Source organism: Methylomonas koyamae (genome assembly GCF_019669905.1).
Classification (GTDB): domain Bacteria; phylum Pseudomonadota; class Gammaproteobacteria; order Methylococcales; family Methylomonadaceae; genus Methylomonas; species Methylomonas koyamae.
The window spans coordinates 771821-790154 of record NZ_AP019777.1 but is presented as its reverse complement, the minus strand read 5'-3'; the positions used below and the strand labels follow the sequence as shown (position 1 = coordinate 790154).

The 18334-nt window shown below is 54.2% G+C and carries 18 protein-coding genes and 2 rRNA genes; 1 reads left to right on the top strand and 19 read right to left on the bottom strand.

Going from position 1 to position 18334, the window contains the following annotated elements; genetic code table 11:
• Positions 1-59: 59 nt before the first annotated feature.
• The 17 genes from MKFW12EY_RS03860 to serA form a co-directional block, all read right to left on the bottom strand.
• Positions 60-788 (bottom strand): oxygen-binding di-iron domain-containing protein, encoded by a 729-nt coding sequence (locus tag MKFW12EY_RS03860; protein WP_064020556.1) that lies wholly within the window; start codon positions 786-788, stop codon positions 60-62.
• A gap of 28 nt (positions 789-816) precedes the next feature.
• Complete coding sequence (locus MKFW12EY_RS03855) at positions 817-1431, bottom strand: hypothetical protein (protein ID WP_054761586.1); 615 nt, start codon at positions 1429-1431, stop codon at positions 817-819.
• Between the two features lie 101 nt (positions 1432-1532).
• On the bottom strand, positions 1533-2231 hold the full coding sequence (gene queC / locus MKFW12EY_RS03850; RefSeq protein WP_064039687.1) for a 7-cyano-7-deazaguanine synthase QueC: 699 nt from the start codon (positions 2229-2231) through the stop codon (positions 1533-1535).
• Positions 2215-2859 carry a 7-carboxy-7-deazaguanine synthase QueE gene (queE, locus tag MKFW12EY_RS03845; protein WP_054763809.1) on the bottom strand — a complete coding sequence of 215 codons (645 nt, stop codon included), beginning with the start codon at positions 2857-2859 and terminating at the stop codon, positions 2215-2217. The genes queC and queE overlap by 17 nt, the downstream gene beginning before the upstream one ends.
• A gap of 11 nt (positions 2860-2870) precedes the next feature.
• Positions 2871-3719, bottom strand: a complete 849-nt coding sequence (ybgF, locus tag MKFW12EY_RS03840; protein WP_221054034.1) for a tol-pal system protein YbgF — start codon at positions 3717-3719, stop codon at positions 2871-2873.
• Positions 3719-4282, bottom strand: a complete 564-nt coding sequence (pal, locus tag MKFW12EY_RS03835; protein ID WP_054763213.1) for a peptidoglycan-associated lipoprotein Pal — start codon at positions 4280-4282, stop codon at positions 3719-3721. Before pal ends, ybgF begins: the two co-directional genes overlap by 1 nt.
• Positions 4283-4345: 63 nt before the next feature.
• The gene (tolB, locus tag MKFW12EY_RS03830; RefSeq protein ID WP_054763214.1) at positions 4346-5629 is read right to left on the bottom strand and encodes a Tol-Pal system beta propeller repeat protein TolB; all 1284 of its coding nucleotides are present in this window, start codon (positions 5627-5629) and stop codon (positions 4346-4348) included.
• 17 nt (positions 5630-5646) lie between these two features.
• Positions 5647-7176: a cell envelope integrity protein TolA gene (tolA, locus tag MKFW12EY_RS03825; protein WP_221054033.1), complete on the bottom strand. Its 1530-nt coding sequence runs from the start codon at positions 7174-7176 to the stop codon at positions 5647-5649.
• 10 nt (positions 7177-7186) lie between these two features.
• On the bottom strand, positions 7187-7597 hold the full coding sequence (tolR, locus tag MKFW12EY_RS03820) for a protein TolR (RefSeq protein ID WP_231879366.1): 411 nt from the start codon (positions 7595-7597) through the stop codon (positions 7187-7189).
• A gap of 44 nt (positions 7598-7641) precedes the next feature.
• Positions 7642-8319 carry a protein TolQ gene (tolQ, locus tag MKFW12EY_RS03815; RefSeq protein WP_064020548.1) on the bottom strand — a complete coding sequence of 226 codons (678 nt, stop codon included), beginning with the start codon at positions 8317-8319 and terminating at the stop codon, positions 7642-7644.
• On the bottom strand, positions 8319-8735 hold the full coding sequence (gene ybgC, locus MKFW12EY_RS03810) for a tol-pal system-associated acyl-CoA thioesterase (protein WP_054763218.1): 417 nt from the start codon (positions 8733-8735) through the stop codon (positions 8319-8321). Before ybgC ends, tolQ begins: the two co-directional genes overlap by 1 nt.
• Positions 8732-9766, bottom strand: a complete 1035-nt coding sequence (gene ruvB / locus MKFW12EY_RS03805; protein WP_172680349.1) for a Holliday junction branch migration DNA helicase RuvB — start codon at positions 9764-9766, stop codon at positions 8732-8734. Before ruvB ends, ybgC begins: the two co-directional genes overlap by 4 nt.
• A complete protein-coding gene (gene ruvA / locus MKFW12EY_RS03800) occupies positions 9766-10368 on the bottom strand; it encodes a Holliday junction branch migration protein RuvA (protein WP_054763220.1) in 603 nt (200 codons plus the stop codon). The genes ruvB and ruvA overlap by 1 nt, the downstream gene beginning before the upstream one ends.
• On the bottom strand, positions 10365-10862 hold the full coding sequence (gene ruvC / locus MKFW12EY_RS03795) for a crossover junction endodeoxyribonuclease RuvC (protein WP_054763221.1): 498 nt from the start codon (positions 10860-10862) through the stop codon (positions 10365-10367). Before ruvC ends, ruvA begins: the two co-directional genes overlap by 4 nt.
• A 26-nt stretch (positions 10863-10888) precedes the next feature.
• On the bottom strand, positions 10889-11638 hold the full coding sequence (locus MKFW12EY_RS03790) for a YebC/PmpR family DNA-binding transcriptional regulator (protein ID WP_054763222.1): 750 nt from the start codon (positions 11636-11638) through the stop codon (positions 10889-10891).
• Between the two features lie 68 nt (positions 11639-11706).
• Entirely contained in the window at positions 11707-12348 is a 642-nt protein-coding gene (locus MKFW12EY_RS03785; RefSeq protein ID WP_054763223.1) for an HAD-IB family phosphatase, read from the bottom strand.
• Complete coding sequence (serA, locus tag MKFW12EY_RS03780) at positions 12345-13928, bottom strand: phosphoglycerate dehydrogenase (RefSeq protein WP_221054032.1); 1584 nt, start codon at positions 13926-13928, stop codon at positions 12345-12347. The genes MKFW12EY_RS03785 and serA overlap by 4 nt, the downstream gene beginning before the upstream one ends.
• Positions 13929-14063: 135 nt before the next feature.
• Here serA and MKFW12EY_RS03775 point away from each other — a divergent pair, with 135 nt between their 5' ends.
• Positions 14064-14510: a peroxiredoxin family protein gene (locus MKFW12EY_RS03775; protein WP_245006428.1), complete on the top strand. Its 447-nt coding sequence runs from the start codon at positions 14064-14066 to the stop codon at positions 14508-14510.
• A gap of 308 nt (positions 14511-14818) precedes the next feature.
• Here MKFW12EY_RS03775 and rrf read toward each other — a convergent pair.
• Positions 14819-14934: ribosomal RNA gene (gene rrf / locus MKFW12EY_RS03770) — 5S ribosomal RNA — on the bottom strand.
• 194 nt (positions 14935-15128) lie between these two features.
• A 23S ribosomal RNA gene (locus MKFW12EY_RS03765) occupies positions 15129-18022 on the bottom strand.
• Positions 18023-18334: the final 312 nt, after the last annotated feature.

Below are 18334 nucleotides of genomic sequence, written 5' to 3'. Positions count from 1 at the left end.
CTCGCGACAGGGGCTGGTAACGGCCGGATTATAAACCCAATTTTCGGCAAATGCTTGTTTTATACGGCAATCCCCACTTGCAGCGCCTCGAACCAATCCAGAAACCGCCTGACATCGTCGCCCTTGAACATCCGGCCGTGTTGCGGGGCCAGGATTTGCACATCCAGTTTTCTGACCCGCTCCAGCCAAGCCCGCTTGGCTTGGTTGGACGGCATCCACCGCTGGTGGAAATAGCGCATCTTTTCGATATGGGCCTCGAAATTATCGACGAATACCGGCGCGCCTGGGGCTTCCAACGCGGCGCCGACATCGCCCGACATTAAAATCTTGGCTTGCGGATCGTAAATATGAAAGTTGGCCGATGAATGCAGATAGTGCGCCGGCACGATTTGCAGTTCGACGCTGCCGAGATTGATCGTGCCGCCGTGGTCCGGAATCGGCACGTATTCGATAGACTCGCAGCCGAAATGGCGTAAAAACCCCTCCCACAACTGCGCCGCGTGTAATTTGGCGTTCGGCAGAGCTTGGTCCCACAGGCCTAGAGACGAAATAATGTCAGGGTCCTGATGCGATGCGAACAAATCGGTAATCTCCTCGACCGGGGCGTGGTGCAATACCGCAGCCAACATCGGCGCAAACAGTTCGATGCCGCCGGGATCCAGCAACAGGCAACGATCCGCGGTGCGCACCATGTATTGGTTGGTATCGATAATCTTTTCCGGCCGGTGCGGATCGCGGCCGAACATCACCCATTGGTGCGCGCCTTCGTAGATTCTGGTCATTTTCATATCGGATTCCTCTTCGCAACGGCCCCGTTCAATCGGCCAGATTGATAACGGTCAATGCGCTACGGCAACGGTGTACTTTGTCGTTAATGATTTGGGCGGCGTTATCGACGCTTTCGGCAACCGCTTGCAAGCTTTGCAGGTACTCGCCGGCTTGCGACGCTTCGATCCTGGAATTGGCGGCGATCACCCGCGCCGCGCGAGCCGGATGCATCACTTCGGCCAATTTGCCCAGCAATTCGGAAACGTGGATCGTAAACTCGCGGCGCGCAGCCTGAGCTTTATGCCGGGCTTGCTGTAATGGCCCCGCCAACGACGCGGCATAACGCGCGCCCTGGGCCAGACGTTCGACCTGTTCGAAACGGCCGCAGGCTTCGGCCAAACGTTGTTCGTCGACCGTCAAGCGATAGAGCAGGAAGGCGTAATCGTTAATGTTGTTGACTAGTTCGATGGTGTCTTTGGCCAATTCGTTAATGAAATCGGTGATAGGCTGGAAACCTTTGGCTTTTTCGCCGGCGCGAAAAGCGATGGCTTTGGCGTTGGCCGCGGCCAACGATATTTCCTTGGCAACTTCCATCACGGCGCTCAGTTCGGCGGCAATCGACGCGACCGCGACAAACTGGGATTTGGTTGGTTTGACTTGCATTTGGCACGACCTCTGGCGGCTCTCCGTCTGACCTTGCAAAGCTTAGCCGACAAATTTGAGCGCGCGAATTTCAGTTTCGATAAATGCGGGCCGATACGGATTTAGTGGGGACGATAACGGGTCGGATCGGCGACGCCGGCCGCCGCGAATCCCGCCGCGCGCAGCCGGCAGGCATCGCATACGCCGCAGGCCCGGCCTTCGGCATCGGCCGAATAGCAGGAAACGGTGGCGGCGTAATCGACGCCTAAAGCCATACCTTGTTGGATGATCTGCGCCTTGCTGAACGAGATCAACGGCGTGTGGATTTGGATTTTGTGGCCTTCCACACCGGCCTTGGTACCGAGATTGGCCATATCCTGGAACGCCTTAATAAATTCCGGCCGGCAATCGGGATAACCGGAATAATCCACCGCATTGACGCCTATAAACACGTCGTGCGCCTGCAATACCTCTGCCCAACCCAATGCAAAAGCCAAGAATATGGTGTTGCGCGCCGGCACATAAGTCACCGGAATCCCGGTCTGCGGCGAAGTCGGCACATCGATATTAGCGTCGGTCAACGCCGATCCGCCGATAGAACTCAAGCCTAAATTGATAACTTTATGGGCGGCGACTTGATAATGGCTGGCAATGTTCCTGGCTGCCTCCAGTTCCGCGTTGTGGCGTTGGCCGTAATCGAAGCTCAACGCGTGGCAAACAAAACCTTGCTGCTGGGCCAAGGCCAGTACCGTGATCGAATCCAGTCCGCCGGACAACAAAATTACTGCCGGTTTAGCGCCGGCATTATTTTCCTCGCGCATCATTCCACAAATATTTATGCAATTGAATTTGAAACCGAACCGTCAATTGGTCGGCCAGAATCCGCTCGGCCAGCTCGGCCGGCGGCATCACGCCCATGACCGGCGAAAACAGCACTTCGCAGCGTTGCGCCAACCGGTAATGTTCCAACTGTTGTTTGGACCATTCGTAATCGGCGGCATCGGCAATGACAAACTTGACCTGATCGTGCGGCAGTAAAAAATCGAGGTTGCGGTAGAGGTTGCGCTGCATTTCGCCGGAACTCGGCGTTTTCAAGTCGACGACTTTGACGACTCTGGCATCGACTGCCGCAACGTCCAGCGCACCGCTGGTTTCCAGCGAGACCGAATAGCCGGCATCCAACAAGCCTGTCATCAACGGATGACACCCCGGCTGAGCCAGCGGCTCGCCGCCGGTCACCGTCACGTAGCGGGTGTGGTAGCGCCCTACCTCAGCGATGATTTCGCCGATACTGCGCTTTTCGCCGCCGCTGAAGGCATAAGCGGTGTCGCAATACGAACAGCGCAACGGACATCCGGTCAAGCGTACGAATACTGTGGGAATACCAACCGTGTTGGTTTCCCCTTGCAACGAATAAAAAATCTCGGTGATGCGTAGCTGTTGATCCATCCGCCGACCGGCTATTGCGACATTTGCGCCAGTTTTTTCTCGGCCAAATGCGCGGCGGTGGTTCCTGGATAACTGGTGGTTACCCGGGTCAGATAATCGCGGGCTTTTGCGGCGTTTTGCAGATCGAATTCGATATAACCCAGTTTCAACAACGCATCCGGCACTTTCGAACTGTTCGGATATTGGCTGACCACTTTGTTGAACGCGGCACGAGCGGCATCGAATTCGCGATTGATTTTATAAGCTTCGGCCAACCAATATTGCGAATTGTCGGCAAATTCGCCCGCCGGAAAATCCCTCAGCAAATCCTGAAACATTTTCACGGCTTGGGCGTTATGGCCGTTACGCAACGTATCGTAGGCCGCCTGGTAACGTTCCTTTTCGTTAGCCGAAACCGCTGGCGCCGGTTTGCTCTCGGCGACGGCAACCGACGCGGGCGGAACCGCAGGAGTTGGGGCCGCTGCGGCCGAAGGCGCCGACGCAGTCGCCGGCGGAACCGAAGCGGCTACCGGAGCAGCAGGTGCGGCAGCAGCGGGCGCCGCGCCGGCGTCCGGCTGCGACGCCGGTTGGGCCGCAGCCGGCTGACCTGCGGCCGATAACGCCTGCATCCGCTCGTCCAAGTCGGAATACATATTGTTTTGTTTGCGCTGCAAATCGGCGATGGTTTGCGATTGTTCCTCAACCATGCCGCGCAATTGCTGCACTTCCGACTGTAACTGCTCGAGCCGTCCCAGTACTTCGAATATGGCATTATCGCTGGGTGCGGCCGGGTAAGCACCGGGGTTGTTGACCGGCGCCGCCGACGCCGAGGTGACCAACCCCAGCCCCAATCCCATTGCCAGAAGTGCGCGCTTTGCCATTATTGGTAACCGACTTCGACCCGGCGGTTCATTTGCCAAGCGGATTCGTCGTGACCAGATACCGCCGGTTTTTCTTCGCCGTAACTGACGACTTCCAGTTGCGACGCGGTGACGCCTTGCGAGCGCATCATTCTTTCCACCGATTTGGCACGTTGCTCACCCAGCGCGATGTTGTATTCGCTGGAGCCGCGCTCGTCGGCATGGCCGGACAGAATCACGTGTTGGTTAGGATGGGAAGCCAGATAACGGGCGTGGGCGGCGACAACCGGCACGTACTCTTGTTTGACTTGGCTGCTGTCCAACTCGAAATAAATGATTTGTTTGGACAACGGATTGTTCGGGTCGCTGAACTCGGGGCCCAGATGCGAACCGGAGCCGGAACTGTAGCCGTTTCCGGAACCGAACTGGCTGCCGGCCATCGAGCCGTCGTTGTAACCGCTGGTCGAAGCGTCAGTACCTTGAGTGGAATCGGCCAAGCCGCCTTCTTCGTCGGTCGAGCTGCAGCCGCTGGCAATCAACACGGCGCTCATCGCCAAAGCCAAATAGGTTTTATTAAATCTCATCAAGTTTCTCCAAAAATAAATAAAAATCAGGTAGCTATAGTTTGAGGGTTATCGGCCTTGCAATCAAGGCGCCCAAGCCGGTTCGCGCACGCCGCCACTCTCGAATGCCAATTTTTGTTGCATCGCGCCGTCGGTCGACACCACCGACAACGCCGACTTGCCGCCGCGGGTCGCCGCGAACAGGATCATGCTGCCGTTGGGGGCAAAACTGGGCGATTCGTCGAGGTTGCCTTCGCTCAGCACGTTTACGGTACGCGATGCCATATCCATGACCGCTATCCGGTAACTGCCGCCATTGCCAGTGACCATGGCCAGACTTCTGCCGTCCGCCGAGAACCGGCCTCTGGCGTTGTAATCACCCTGAAAGGTCAAGCGGCTGGCTTTGCCGCCGGAGGCCGGCATACTGTAGAGTTGCGGCTTGCCGCCCATGTCCGAGGTAAACACGATCGTCGAACCGTCCGGCGACCAAGTCGGCTCGGTGTCGATCGACAAACCGCTGGTCAAGCGGGTCAAGCCCCGGTTAGCCAAGTTCAGCACGTAAACGTCGGGACTGCCGTCTTTGGACAACGTAATAGCCAGCCGGCTGCCGTCCGGTGAAAACGCCGGCGCGCCGTTGATACCGGGGTAGGCGGAAACGCTCTCGCGCTGACCGGTGGCCAGGGTCTGTACCCAAATCTCGGAGCGTTTGGTGTGGAACGAAACGTAGGCGATTTTGCTGCCGTCCGGCGACCACGCCGGTGCCATGATCGGTTCAGGCGATTCCGCTATCGTGCGCGGGTTATAACCGTCGGCATCGGCGACTTGCAGCATGTACTGTTTGCCGTTACCGCGGGCAAGGCTGGTCACGTAAGCGATACGGGTGTTGAAAGCACCTTTGCGGCCGGTCAGCTTTTCGTAAATCAAATCGCTGATATGGTGCGCGGCTCGGCGCAGTTCGTTGGCGCCGGCAGTCAGCCGGTAGCCCATCAGCAATTGGCCGTTGTGCACGTTGAACAAGTAAAACTGGATATTGAAGCTGTTGCCGTTACCGACGACTTGGCCGATAGTCATGTAGTCCTGGCCCAACACCTGCCAATCCTTGAAATTAACCCGTTCCGGCTCGCTAGGTTTGGTCAACATATCGTCTTCGGCCAGGGTTTTGAAAAAACCGCTACCGGCCAAGTCGGAACTGACCACATCGGACAACTTGACGTTACCGATAGAGCCTTGTTGGGCAAACGGCACGATCGCGATAGGTACTGCGGTTTGCGAGCCCTTGGTGATTTCGATAGTCAAACCGGCTGCCTGGGCCACCGATAGCAATGAGGCTATGAAGCCGCCGATAAAAACTCTTTTGATTAGAAGCATTCTATGGGTTCCGTGGTTTATTCCGGTTTAAACGATAAATTGAAAACTCTGTACTTCTGGTTGAACAATATCTTGTCTTGCGGCACCGGCAACGGCGAGGCCTTTCTGACCGCATTTTCGGCCGAGCGGTCGAAGATCGGGTCGCCGCTACTGCCGACAACGACCGCATCCATCACGTCGCCGCTAGGCAGCAATTTTACCTGAATTGTGCATTTCAAGCCTTGCGCCGCGCCCATCGGCCGAATCCAGGCACCTTCGGTTTTACTCTTAATCAAGTTATTCAAGCGCGCCTCCTCGGCTGCAGCCGCAGCCAAGCGCTCCTGCTCGGCCTTTGCCGCTGCTTCAGCAGCCTGCCGCTCTTGCTCGGCTTTTTGCGCGGCGGCGATTGCGGCTTGCCGCTCCTGTTCGGCTTTGGCTTTGGCGGCTGCTTCAGCCGCTTGGCGTTCTTGCTCGGCTTTTGCCTTCGCTGCCGCTTCCGCAGCCAATTTGGCTTGCCGTTCTTTTTCGGCCCTGGCTTTAGCCTCAGCTTCCGCCTTGGCCTTGGCTTCCGCTTCTGCCGCCTGCCGCTCCTTCTCGACTTTTTCAGCCGCTAATTTGGCCTGGCGCTCCTTCTCCGCTTTTGCCCTGGCTTCGGCTTCCGCGGTTTGTTTGGCTTTTTCAGCAGCCAGCGCCGCTTGTTTTTCTTTCTCGGCCCTGGCTTTTTCTTCAGCCAACTGCTTTTCTTTTTCCGCCTTGGCTTGTTGCGCCTGTTCCTCGCGTTTGGCTTCCTCGGCTTTTTGTTGCTGTAGTTTTTTCTGTTCCTGGGCCTTTTGTTCCTGAAGTTTCTTTTCCTGCTCCAGTTTTTTGGCTTCGGCTTCCTGTTGTTTCAGTTTGGCTTCTTCCGCCAGTTTTTGCTCCTTGAGCCTGGCTTCCCGTTCCGCTTCCTGTTGCTTTTGTTTTTCCGCCTGTTTTTGCTTCTCGGCTTCCTTCTGCCTTTCCTGTTCGGCCTGTTTCTGCTTTTCCGCCAATTCCTTTTGTTTCTCCATCTCGGCTTGTTTCTGTTTTTCGGCTAATTCCTTTTGCTTGTCCAATTCCGCCTGCTTCTGTTTTTCCGCGGCTTCCTTGGCTTTTTTCTCTTCCAGAGCCCGCCGTTCCTTGGCCTCCTCTAACTTTTTTTCCTCTTCCCTTCGCTTGGCGTCCAACTGTTCCTGACGTTTTTGTTCGGCCAAGGCCTCCTGCTTACGTTTCTCGGCGGCTTCTAACGCCTTTTGCTCCTCCAACACCCGCTGCTTTTTTGCCTGCTGCAGGGCTTGCTCCTCGGCTTTGCGGGCATCTTCCAGTTGTTGTTGGCGTGCTGTTTCCGCCTGCCGTTTGTTTTCTTCGTTTTGTTTCAAACGTTCGGCTTCGGCATCGATTGCCGCGCCGTCGATCACGGTAGCTTCGATGATTTCGGCCGGCGGCGCGGTTTGCGCTTCATCGCGATCGGTCAGAAAACTGATGCTGAACAGCAGCACAATCAAAAGGTGCAGCGCCACCGCCAAGACAAACGAAGGTTTGAAATTTCTCATGATTCTGACGTTATTTGCTCTCGGGCGGCGGCGAAGTCATCAAACCCACTTTCGGCGCACCGGTTTTTTTCAGTTCCACCATGACCTTGACAATACTGCCGTAGTCGACCTCGTGGTCGCCACGCACGTACAGTTGCGCCTTCGGATTATTGCGGAACACCGCCGCCACCCGGGTTTTGACGGTGTCGACATCGACCGGAGTATCCGCGTCTTCGTCGCCGTTACCGATATCGACGTAAAGGCTGCCGTCTTTTTTAATCGAAACGATGACCGGTGTCTGATCCTGCAAATCGACCGATTCGGCTTCTGCTTGCGGTAAATCGACGTCGACGCCGGTTTGTACCAACGGTGCGGTAATCATGAATATCATCAACAGCACGAAAGTGACGTCGATATAAGGAACGACGTTAATTTCGGCCATCGGCCCGCGCCGTTTGCGCGATTTACGGTTGCTGCCGCCTACGTTCATTTGCTGTGTGCCTGTCTTTGCAGAAGAACTACGAACTCATCGATAAACAACTCGTAGCGGCCGGCCAAACGGTCCAGCCGAGTCGAGAAGCGGTTGTAGGCGATAACCGCCGGAATCGCCGCAAACAAACCGATCGCCGTGGCGATCAGCGCCTCGGAGATACCCGGCGCGACATTAGCCAATGTGGCGTTTTTAATCTCGCCCAAAGCCCGAAACGAATTCATGATGCCCCACACGGTACCGAATAAGCCGATGTAAGGACTGGTCGAACCGACCGTTGCCAAAAACGGCAGGGTTTCGTCCAACCGGTCCAATTCGCGGGCCAACTCGATACGCATCGCCCGTTGTGCGCTTTCGACTTGAACCACCGGTTCGACGTCGCCTTTTTGCCGCATTCTGGCAAATTCGCGGTAACCGGCTAGAAAGATTTTTTCGATCCCTTCCGGCTCGAAGCGGTCGCTGGACATTTTTTTGTACAGCTCGGCCAGACCGACTCCGGACCAAAACTCGTCCTCGAAATCGTCGGTGATTTCGATGGCCTGTTTCAGTTCTTTGCGCTTGGAGAAGATAAAAGTCCACGAAGCAATCGACGCCGACAACAGAATGAACATAACAAACTGCACGACAAAACTGGCTTCTTTGACCAGTGTCAGAATGGATAAATCGGTATTCATCAGTTTAATTGTTCCAAAATAACGGAGGGAATCGGTTTGGGTTTCATGGTTTGGGCGTCGAGACAGGCGATCCTGACCTCGCCGGTACACAAAATTTGTTCTTGGCGGGTAACGGTCTGCTCAAAAGTAAGGTTGGTTTTTTTAATTTCAATGACTTTGGCGCTGACCGCCAATTGCTCGTTAAATCGAGCCGGCCTCAAATAATCGATCTTTACCGAGCGAACCACAAAAATAACGCCTTGCTCGGCCATCAAAACGTCTTGCTCGAACCCGTAGCTGCGCAAGAATTCGGTTCTGGCCCGTTCGAAAAATTTAAGGTAGTTTGCGTAGAATACGACACCGCCGGCATCGGTATCCTCGTAATACACCCTGACCGGCCAGTTGAACGCCGCCGCATTGGACAGTTCTAACGTCATAGGCTAAAAATGTCGTCGCTACCTGGCGCTCGTTTGGGCAAAGGCAAACCGAAATGACTGTAGGCCTTGTGCGTGGCGACACGCCCTCGCGGCGTGCGCATGATGAATCCTTGCTGCAACAAATACGGCTCCAACACGTCTTCCACCGTACCGCGCTCTTCGCTGATGGCGGCCGCCAATGTATCCAAGCCCACTGGGCCACCCTGGAAATGTTCGATCATCGCCGCCAACAACTTGCGATCCAGCATATCGAAACCTTGCGGATCGATTTTCAGCATCTCCAGCGCCTTGGCAGCAACCTCGCGGGTCACCACGCCATTCCCTTTCACCTCGGCAAAATCGCGCACTCGGCGCAACAAGCGATTGGCGATGCGCGGCGTGCCGCGAGAACGACAGGCAATCTCATCCGCACCACCGCCGTCCATCCCGATGCCCAACATTTGTGCCGACCGTTTGACGATACTGGACAGCTCCTCGACCGAATAAAACTCCAGTCGTTGGACGATACCGAAGCGGTCGCGCAGAGGCGAGGTCAGCAACCCAGCCCGGGTGGTGGCGCCTATCAACGTAAACGGCGGCAGATCCAACTTGATAGAGCGGGCGGCAGGGCCTTCGCCTATTATAATATCAATCTGGTAGTCTTCCATAGCCGGATACAGCACCTCTTCGACAGCCGGGCTGAGCCTGTGGATCTCGTCGATAAACAGCACGTCGTGAGCCTGTAGATTGGTCAGCAACGCCGCTAAATCTCCGGCCTTATCCAGCACCGGCCCGGAGGTCTGCCGAATATTGACGTTCATTTCGGTGGCAACGATATTCGCCAATGTGGTTTTGCCCAATCCGGGCGGGCCGAAGATCAGTACATGATCCAACGCTTCGGCACGGCTGACCGCCGCCTGGATGAATATTTCCATTTGCTGGCGCAATTCGCGCTGGCCGACATAGTCTTTCAAGCGTTTCGGCCGAATCGCCCGGTCGACGCGTTCTTCCTCGCTGGTGCCGGATGCGGTTACCAACCGGTCGCTTTCGATCATCTAACCGCTCCGCGTAATGCCGCACGAATGATGTCTTCGCAACTGCTATCTTCGCTGGCAACCGCCTGCGCCATCCGCGCCGCATCCTGCGGTTTGTAGCCCAACGCGCATAACGCGCTGACGGCCTCCTGCTTGGCAGAGCCTTTGGCGACTTCTGTTTGGCCGCCGCCCGGCTCGCGGGCGGAAAATTTATGCAGCTCAGGCAAACGCCCGCGCATCTCCACGATCAAACGCTCGGCGGTCTTTTGTCCGACTCCGGGCAAGCGCACCAAAGCTTTGACATCGTTATCGTCGATGCAGCGGTAAAATTCTTCGGTTGTTTGTCCGGACAAAATAGTCAACGCCAATTTGGGTCCGATGCCGTTAACTTTGATCAATGTCCTGAATAGGCTTCTCTCGCCTTCGCTGACGAAACCGAACAGAATATGCGCATCTTCCCGCACGATTAAATGCGTATGTAATCGGACTTCTTCGCCCAAAGCCGGCAAATCGTAAAAGGTATTCATCGGCGCTTCGACTTCATAGCCGACCCCTTGCACGTCGAGCAGTAATTGCGGCGGCGCCTTATGGATCAGTTTGCCGCGGAGGAAGCCGATCACGAACCCACCTGCTGCAGACGCTTCGCGGTTTCCTGGTAATGGCTATGGCACAGGCCAACTGCCAGTGCGTCGCTGGCATCAATTTGTAACTCGCCTTGAATATTCAATAAGATCTTCACCATGTGCTGCACTTGCAGCTTGTCCGCATTGCCTTTGCCGACCAGCGCCTGCTTGACTTGGCGCGCGGCGTATTCGAACACCGGTAGCCGCCGGTTCATCGTCGCACAAATCGCGGCACCGCGAGCTTGGCCGAGCTTCAAGGCCGAATCGGCGTTCTTATGCATAAAAACCTGTTCAATCGCCATCTGCTCGGGGCGGTACAACTCTATGATCTGGCTGACGCCGTCGAAGATTTGCTGCAACCGCTCCGGAAAATTATCGGACTGCACCCGAATGCAACCGCTAGCCAAGTATTTGATGCCACGCGGTGTCGTCTCGACGACACCGTAACCGGTAATTCTCGAGCCGGGGTCTATGCCCAGTATCCTGACCAATCGCTTATCCGTCGCTTAACGTCTACTTAGCCGATTGCGGCCATGATCTCGTCGCTGATGTCGGCATTCGAATAAACGTCCTGAACGTCGTCCAAATCCTCCAGCCGGTCGATCAATTTCAGCATTTTCTCGGCAGCCTCGGCGTCCAACTCGGTTTTGGTATCGGCATGCATCGTGATTTCCGCGTTTTCCGGCTCCAAACCGGCGGCGACGATAGCCTCCTTGACATTCAAGTACTCTTCGGGCGTGGTAAACACGTCGATAGAACCGTCGTCGTTAGTCACAACATCTTCGGCACCTGCTTCCATTGCGGCTTCCATCAGCGCATCCTCGTCCACCTCGTTGGAGAAACTGATAATGCCTACCTTGCGAAACAGATATGCCACGGAACCGTCGGTACCCAAGTTACCGCCGTGTTTGGAAAAGGCATGCCGCACGTCGGCGACGGTACGGTTGCGATTATCGGTCAGGCAATTGACCATGACAGCGGTACCGCCCGGGCCGTAACCTTCGTAGCGCACCTGCTCGTAGTTAGCCCCATCCAGGGCTCCGATGGCTTTTTTGATGGTGTTATCAATGGTATCGCGCTTCATGTTGGCGCCGAGCGCCTTATCGATTGCCGCGCGCAAAGCGGGATTATTGGCCACGTCACCGCCACCCGGACCTTTGGCCGCTACAGTAATTTCCCGGATCAGTTTGGTAAAAATCTTGCCTCGTTTCGCGTCTTGCGCACCCTTACGATGTTTGATGTTCGCCCACTTACTATGCCCTGCCATTGTATCTCTCTGAATCCTCTGAAAAATTCGCTGATTTTACCATCGCCAACGCGGCTTATCGAGCCTCGTTACAGTACGTGCGGCAAAATAGCCGTTAGCGACGCATCCGCGACATAGCAATCCGCTTGGTCTTCTACCAAAGGCCGGCGGACCACGCCGCCAAATCCGATCATATAAGCTCCGGCCTGTTTAGCCTCCAGATCCGTCTTGCCATCGCCGACCATGACCAAGGAAGAATGCTGCATTCTCAGCCTTCTACAAATCCTAGCCTTGCCGCCGCTGACCGCTAGCGGCGAATGGCGGGCGAAATCCAAATAACCGCCGTCGGCGCCGAATTCGATATCGACCGCATGCACATGCTGCTCCGGAATACCCAACTGCGCCGCCAACGGCAATATCGCTTGCCGCAAGCCGCCGCTGATAATATGGATTTGTTTGGCATTGGCTTGCAACGCGGCAACGGTTTCAACAACACCCTCGACCAACTCGGAAATGTACAAAGCGGCCAACCAATCTATCGAGGCTTTATCCGGTTTGATCAATTCCAAACGTTTGGCATAGACCTCTTCCAGCGCCAATTCGCCATTCATCGCCGCATCCGTTAACGCCGCCACTTCGTCGAATATGCCATTGCGCCGGGCCAACTCGTCTATTCCCTCTATTCGACTCAAGGTACTGTCACAATCAAAACAAACCACATCAAAACTCATAATACGATTTGCCTCGCCGTGTGAACTGCCGGCACTTCGCATACACTTCGCAGCACTTGTTCGTTTAGAGGGTCGGAAACGCTGATCACCATCATCGCCAACTGGTTTTGGTCGGCGATACTGACTTGCATCCGAGTGATATTAATATTGGCCATACCGAGTATTGAACTGATCGCCGCAATCACACCGGGTTTATCGTCATGCCGGGTGATCAACAAAGTACCTTCCGGCACGACTTCGATTTCGAAATGATTAATGCCGACCAACCGAGGATGTTGATGGCCCAGCAACGTCCCGGACAACGATACTTCTTTATCCGCGCAATATCCGGTGATCTTAATCAGGGACTGGTAACCTTCCGCTTCTTCGGTTTGCGACTCGACCAGTGCGATACCCTGGCGCTTGGCGATATTTTCGACGTTGACCCGGTTAACCGGAGTCGAAAGCCGCCCTTTAAACATGCCCACCATGGCTTCCGCCGAGATCGGCCGGATTTTGACTTGGGCTGCCTTACCGAAGACTGCAACTTCCAGCTTTTCGATCGGCTGATCGATCAAACCCACCAAGACTTTGCCCAGAATATTGGCCAAATTCATAAAGGGCTGCGCCTCGTTCAGCTCTTCGGCTGACAGCCTGGGCAGATTCAAGGCATTAACCGCTTCACCGGTTTGCAAGTATTTGACCACCTGACGGGCAATTTCGACGCTGACTGCAATTTGCGCTTCCTTGGTTGAGGCTCCAAGGTGAGGGGTAAATACGATATTTTCCAATCCCAACAAAGGCGAGTCAGCCGGCGGCTCATTTTCGTAAACGTCTAACGCAGCCCCGGCGATACGCCCTTCTTTTAGCGCATCGTATAACGCCGCTTCGTCCACCAGACCGCCGCGGGCGCAATTAATCAACCTTGCCGTCTTTTTCATCATCGCCAATTGCTGGCGGCCGATGATATTTTTAGTCTTTTCCAATAGAGGGCAATGCAGCGTCAAATAATCTGCCTGTTTAAGCAAGGCATCCAGATCGACCATTTCGGCACCGTGTTTAGCGAACACGTCCGGAGCGACGTACGGATCGTAAGCGATTACCCGCATACCCAAACCGTGCCCCCGCTGGGCAACGATTCGGCCGATAGTGCCGAAACCCAAAATAGATAACGTCTTGTGGGCAATCTCTGCCCCCATCAGCTTGGCCCGCTCCCATTTTCCTTGCCGAACTGAGAAATTGGCGACGGGTAAATTCCGGCTTAACGAGAACATGTGAGCAATCGCCAATTCCGCCGTGGTGGTCGCGTTCGCATCCGGCGTATTCATCACGATAACCCCTTGTTCGGTAGCGGCCTCTAAATCGACGTTATCGACTCCGATGCCGGCTCTCCCAACCACTTTTAGCTTGGTAGCGCACTGCAAAACTCGCCTAGTGACCTGGGTATCGCTTCTGATCAACAATGCATCGTATTCGGGAATCAATTCGCATAATTCATCCTCATCCAGCCCGGTCTGAATATGAATTTGAATGCCTTCCTGAGCATTCAAAAAATTGACGCCGTCTTCCGCGAGCTTGTCGGAAATCAGAATTTTTTTCATAACCGAAACCAGGATTAATGGGCAATTCGGCCATTTTAACAGCTTTGCTATAATCGTCTCAAAACCAATCAAGACCTACCGATTTCAAAGCCTATGCAAGTAAAGCCCGCACTTGGTGTAATTTTCGCTTTGTGCATGTTGGCGATAGTTTTTTGGCAACAAACTCAATTCGAGATAAAAGCCCCCGATTCTACATTTATCACGATAACGGGCGAGCAGATAGAGCTTCACGAATTGCGCGGCCAACCGGTATTGCTTACGTTTTGGGCAAGCGACTGCCGCGTATGTATCGAAGAAATTCCGGATTTAATCGCTTTGCACAAGCAATTCGCCGGCAGAGGTTTGCAAATCATTGCGGTAGCGATGCCTTACGACATTCCCAGCCGAGTCAAACAGCTAAGCGAAATGCACAGTTTGCCGTATGCGGTGGCCTTGGATATTGACGGAACTCATGCGAAAGCCTATGGCAACGTATCCTTGACGCCGAGCAGTTTTTTGCTTAGTCGGGAAGGAAGAGTAGTTTCTCGGGTCGTAGGTCGATTTGATTTCGCAGACTGGCGAGCGCAAATAGACGCGTTGTAGCTGATTCAGCCATAGTGAACTGACCGCCGTGGCTGTAACAGGCGCTTGAGCATGAAGAAGTTGGAGGAGATTCTTCGCGCCTGCTTTGAATCTGCAAGCTCGGCAGGAGACGCTTAAGGCCGGCACGAGATAGCAGCCGCTGCTAAAGGCCGCTATTGCGATGATTCGCTCCTCCGTGCTGGTAAGTTGAAGAAGGTGTGCGATGTTGGCGTGGCTTGCCCGCTGGAGGCGCGTTGTTGGGGCGTTATGAAGGGGGCAAAGCGAGGGGCAAAAAAAAGCCCGTGGTTAGACGGGCTTGATATTTAAGAGCTTGGCGATGACCTACTTTCACATGGCAACCTGCCACACTATCATCGGCGCTAAGCGGTTTCACTTCCGAGTTCGGGATGGGATCGGGTGGTTCACGCTTGCTATGTTCACCAAGCAAACTGGTTTGGTTGGTTTAAGCCAACCGTCATGCACAGGGATCAATCTAGTCTCTGCTAGACCTTTCAAGTAGTTTGACACGTTGTGCCTTGTACTTTTCACCTGTTTTCATGGAAATCTGTATGAGTTGGTATCGTTCTCAGGTTTTGTTCAGCGATTGTCGTGTGACAACCCAAACGCATTGGGTGTTATATGGTCAAGCCTCACGGGCAATTAGTACACGTTAGCTACGCCCATTACTGGACTTCCACACCGTGCCTATCAACGTCGTCGTCTCCAACGGCCCTTCAGGGGACTTATAGTCCCAGTGAGATCTCATCTTGGGAGGGGCTTCCCGCTTAGATGCTTTCAGCGGTTATCCTGTCCGAACGTGGCTACCCGGCAATGCCATTGGCATGACAACCGGAACACCAGAGGTTCGTCCACTTCGGTCCTCTCGTACTAGAAGCAGCTTCCCTCAAATCTCAAACGCCCACGGCAGATAGGGACCGAACTGTCTCACGACGTTCTGAACCCAGCTCGCGTACCACTTTAAATGGCGAACAGCCATACCCTTGGGACCTGCTTCAGCCCCAGGATGTGATGAGCCGACATCGAGGTGCCAAACACCGCCGTCGATATGAACTCTTGGGCGGTATCAGCCTGTTATCCCCGGCGTACCTTTTATCCGTTGAGCGATGGCCCTTCCATACAGAACCACCGGATCACTAAGACCTACTTTCGTACCTGCTCGACTTGTCCGTCTCGCAGTCAAGCACCCTTATGCCTTTGCACTCATTGCCTGATTTCCGACCAGGCTGAGGGTACCTTCGTGCTCCTCCGTTACTCTTTGGGAGGAGACCGCCCCAGTCAAACTACCCACCAGACACTGTCCCTAATCCAGATAATGGATCGAGGTTAGAACTCCAAACATACCAGGGTGGTATTTCAAGGTTGGCTCCACAAGAACTGGCGTTCCTGCTTCAAAGCCTCCCACCTATCCTACACAAGTAGGTTCAAAGTCCAGTGTCAAGCTATAGTAAAGGTGCACGGGGTCTTTCCGTCTAGCCGCGGGTACACTGCATCTTCACAGCGATTTCAATTTCACTGAGTCCCAGGTGGAGACAGTGTGGCCATCGTTACGCCATTCGTGCAGGTCGGAACTTACCCGACAAGGAATTTCGCTACCTTAGGACCGTTATAGTTACGGCCGCCGTTTACTGGGGCTTCGATCAAGAGCTTCTCCGAAGATAACCCCATCAATTAACCTTCCAGCACCGGGCAGGCGTCACACCCTATACGTCCACTTTCGTGTTTGCAGAGTGCTATGTTTTTGCTAAACAGTCGCAGCCACCGATTTTTTGCAACCCCCTTCCGCTTCAGCCGCGAGGGCTTACACGTACCAAGGGCATACCTTCTCCCGAAGTTACGGTATCATTTTGCCTAGTTCCTTCACCTGGGTTCTCTCAAGCGCCTTAGAATTTTCATCCCACCCACCTGTGTCGGTTTAGGGTACGGCCACTATTAACCTGAAGCTTAGAGGTTTTTCTTGGAAGCAGGGCATCTATCACTTCGCGTTTCTTTCGAGACACTCGTCATCACATCTCAGCATAAAGCACCCCGGATTTGCCTAAGATGCCTGCCTACTTGCTTAAACGGCCACTTCCAACAGACCGCTGATATAGCCTTCTCCGTCACCCCATCGCAGTTAATACTGGTACAGGAATATTAACCTGTTTTCCATCGACTACGCTTTTCAGCCTCGCCTTAGGTGCCGACTAACCCTGCGTCGATTAACGTTGCGCAGGAAACCTTGGGTTTACGGCGAGGGGGTTTTTCACCCCCTTTATCGTTACTTATGTCAGCATTCGCACTTCCGATACCTCCAGCCGACTTCTCAATCGACCTTCGCAGGCGTACGGAACGCTCCTCTACCACTCACGCAAAGCGTGAATCCGTAGCTTCGGTACTATGCTTAGCCCCGGTGAATCTTCCGCGCAGACCGACTCGACCAGTGAGCTATTACGCTTTCTTTAAAGGGTGGCTGCTTCTAAGCCAACCTCCTGGCTGTCTGTGCCTTTCCACATCGTTTCCCACTGAGCATAGATTTGGGGACCTTAGCTGACGGTCTGGGCTGTTTCCCTTTTCACGACGGACCTTATCACCCGCCGTGTGTCTCCCGTGCTGACACTTGCTGGTATTCGGAGTTTGCATCGGGTTGGTAAGTCGGGATGACCCCCTAGCCGAAACAGTGCTCTACCCCCAGCAGTGATACACGAGGCGCTACCTAAATAGCTTTCGAGGAGAACCAGCTATCTCCGAGCTTGATTAGCCTTTCACTCCGATCCACAACTCATCCCCTACCTTTTCAACGGGAGTGGGTTCGGTCCTCCAGTCAGTATTACCTGACCTTCAACCTGGTCATGGATAGATCGCCCGGTTTCGGGTCTACACCTTGCGACTAAACGCCCTATTAAGACTCGGTTTCCCTACGCCTCCCCTATTCGGTTAAGCTTGCCACAAAATGTAAGTCGCTGACCCATTATACAAAAGGTACGCAGTCACCCCACGAAGGGGCTCCTACTGCTTGTACGCATACGGTTTCAGGTTCTATTTCACTCCGCTCTCCGCGGTTCTTTTCGCCTTTCCCTCACGGTACTGGTTCACTATCGGTCAGTAAGGAGTATTTAGCCTTGGAGGATGGTCCCCCCATATTCAGTCAACGTTTCACGTGCGCCGACCTACTCGATTTCATGCTGAAGACGTTTTCGTGTACGGGGCTATCACCCTGTATCGCCGGACTTTCCAGACCGTTCCACTAACGTCATCAACACTTAAGGGCTAGTCCCCGTTCGCTCGCCACTACTAAGGGAATCTCGGTTGATTTCTTTTCCTCCGGGTACTTAGATGTTTCAGTTCTCCGGGTTCGCTTCAGTGAGCTATGTATTCACTCAAAGATGACGAGGTTATCCTCGCCGGGTTTCCCCATTCAGACATCTCCGGATCACAGGCTGTTTGCCGCCTCCCCGAAGCTTTTCGCAGGCTACCACGTCTTTCATCGCCTCTTACTGCCTAGGCATCCACCGTATGCGCTTATTCACTTGACCATATAACCCGAATACGTCTGCTTTCACTTAGCTTTCGATTTGCATCTCCGGCTTCGCTAGGCTTACTATTTAAGTTATTTGTCAGCTGACATGTTCGCTGATGTTGCTTGAGAACGATTCGCGGTTTACTTTCGGCGTTTATCTTTCGATAATTGCCTTTCATAAACTGCAACTCGTTTCAGTTTTGATCGTTTCCGATCAAGACTTGGTTACAGATTTCCATATTGTTAAAGAGCGTATTGATCCGAGGACCAATTCTATAAAGTCTGTTGCCAAACGTTATAGAGATGATCGCCTTCACGGCTACGGCAG

Coding starts and splice junctions, on each gene's coding strand:
- tolB (WP_054763214.1), bottom strand. CDS start 5,629: ATGCTTCTAATCAAAAGAGTTTTTATCGGCGGCTTCATAGCCTCATTG.
- MKFW12EY_RS03790 (WP_054763222.1), bottom strand. CDS start 11,638: ATGGCAGGGCATAGTAAGTGGGCGAACATCAAACATCGTAAGGGTGCG.
- tolQ (WP_064020548.1), bottom strand. CDS start 8,319: ATGAATACCGATTTATCCATTCTGACACTGGTCAAAGAAGCCAGTTTT.
- ybgC (WP_054763218.1), bottom strand. CDS start 8,735: ATGACGTTAGAACTGTCCAATGCGGCGGCGTTCAACTGGCCGGTCAGG.
- queC (WP_064039687.1), bottom strand. CDS start 2,231: ATGCGCGAGGAAAATAATGCCGGCGCTAAACCGGCAGTAATTTTGTTG.
- queE (WP_054763809.1), bottom strand. CDS start 2,859: ATGGATCAACAGCTACGCATCACCGAGATTTTTTATTCGTTGCAAGGG.
- pal (WP_054763213.1), bottom strand. CDS start 4,282: ATGAGATTTAATAAAACCTATTTGGCTTTGGCGATGAGCGCCGTGTTG.
- MKFW12EY_RS03855 (WP_054761586.1), bottom strand. CDS start 1,431: ATGCAAGTCAAACCAACCAAATCCCAGTTTGTCGCGGTCGCGTCGATT.
- MKFW12EY_RS03860 (WP_064020556.1), bottom strand. CDS start 788: ATGAAAATGACCAGAATCTACGAAGGCGCGCACCAATGGGTGATGTTC.
- tolA (WP_221054033.1), bottom strand. CDS start 7,176: ATGAGAAATTTCAAACCTTCGTTTGTCTTGGCGGTGGCGCTGCACCTT.
- ybgF (WP_221054034.1), bottom strand. CDS start 3,719: ATGGCAAAGCGCGCACTTCTGGCAATGGGATTGGGGCTGGGGTTGGTC.
- serA (WP_221054032.1), bottom strand. CDS start 13,928: ATGAAAAAAATTCTGATTTCCGACAAGCTCGCGGAAGACGGCGTCAAT.
- MKFW12EY_RS03785 (WP_054763223.1), bottom strand. CDS start 12,348: ATGAGTTTTGATGTGGTTTGTTTTGATTGTGACAGTACCTTGAGTCGA.
- tolR (WP_231879366.1), bottom strand. CDS start 7,597: ATGGCCGAAATTAACGTCGTTCCTTATATCGACGTCACTTTCGTGCTG.
- MKFW12EY_RS03775 (WP_245006428.1), top strand. CDS start 14,064: ATGTTGGCGATAGTTTTTTGGCAACAAACTCAATTCGAGATAAAAGCC.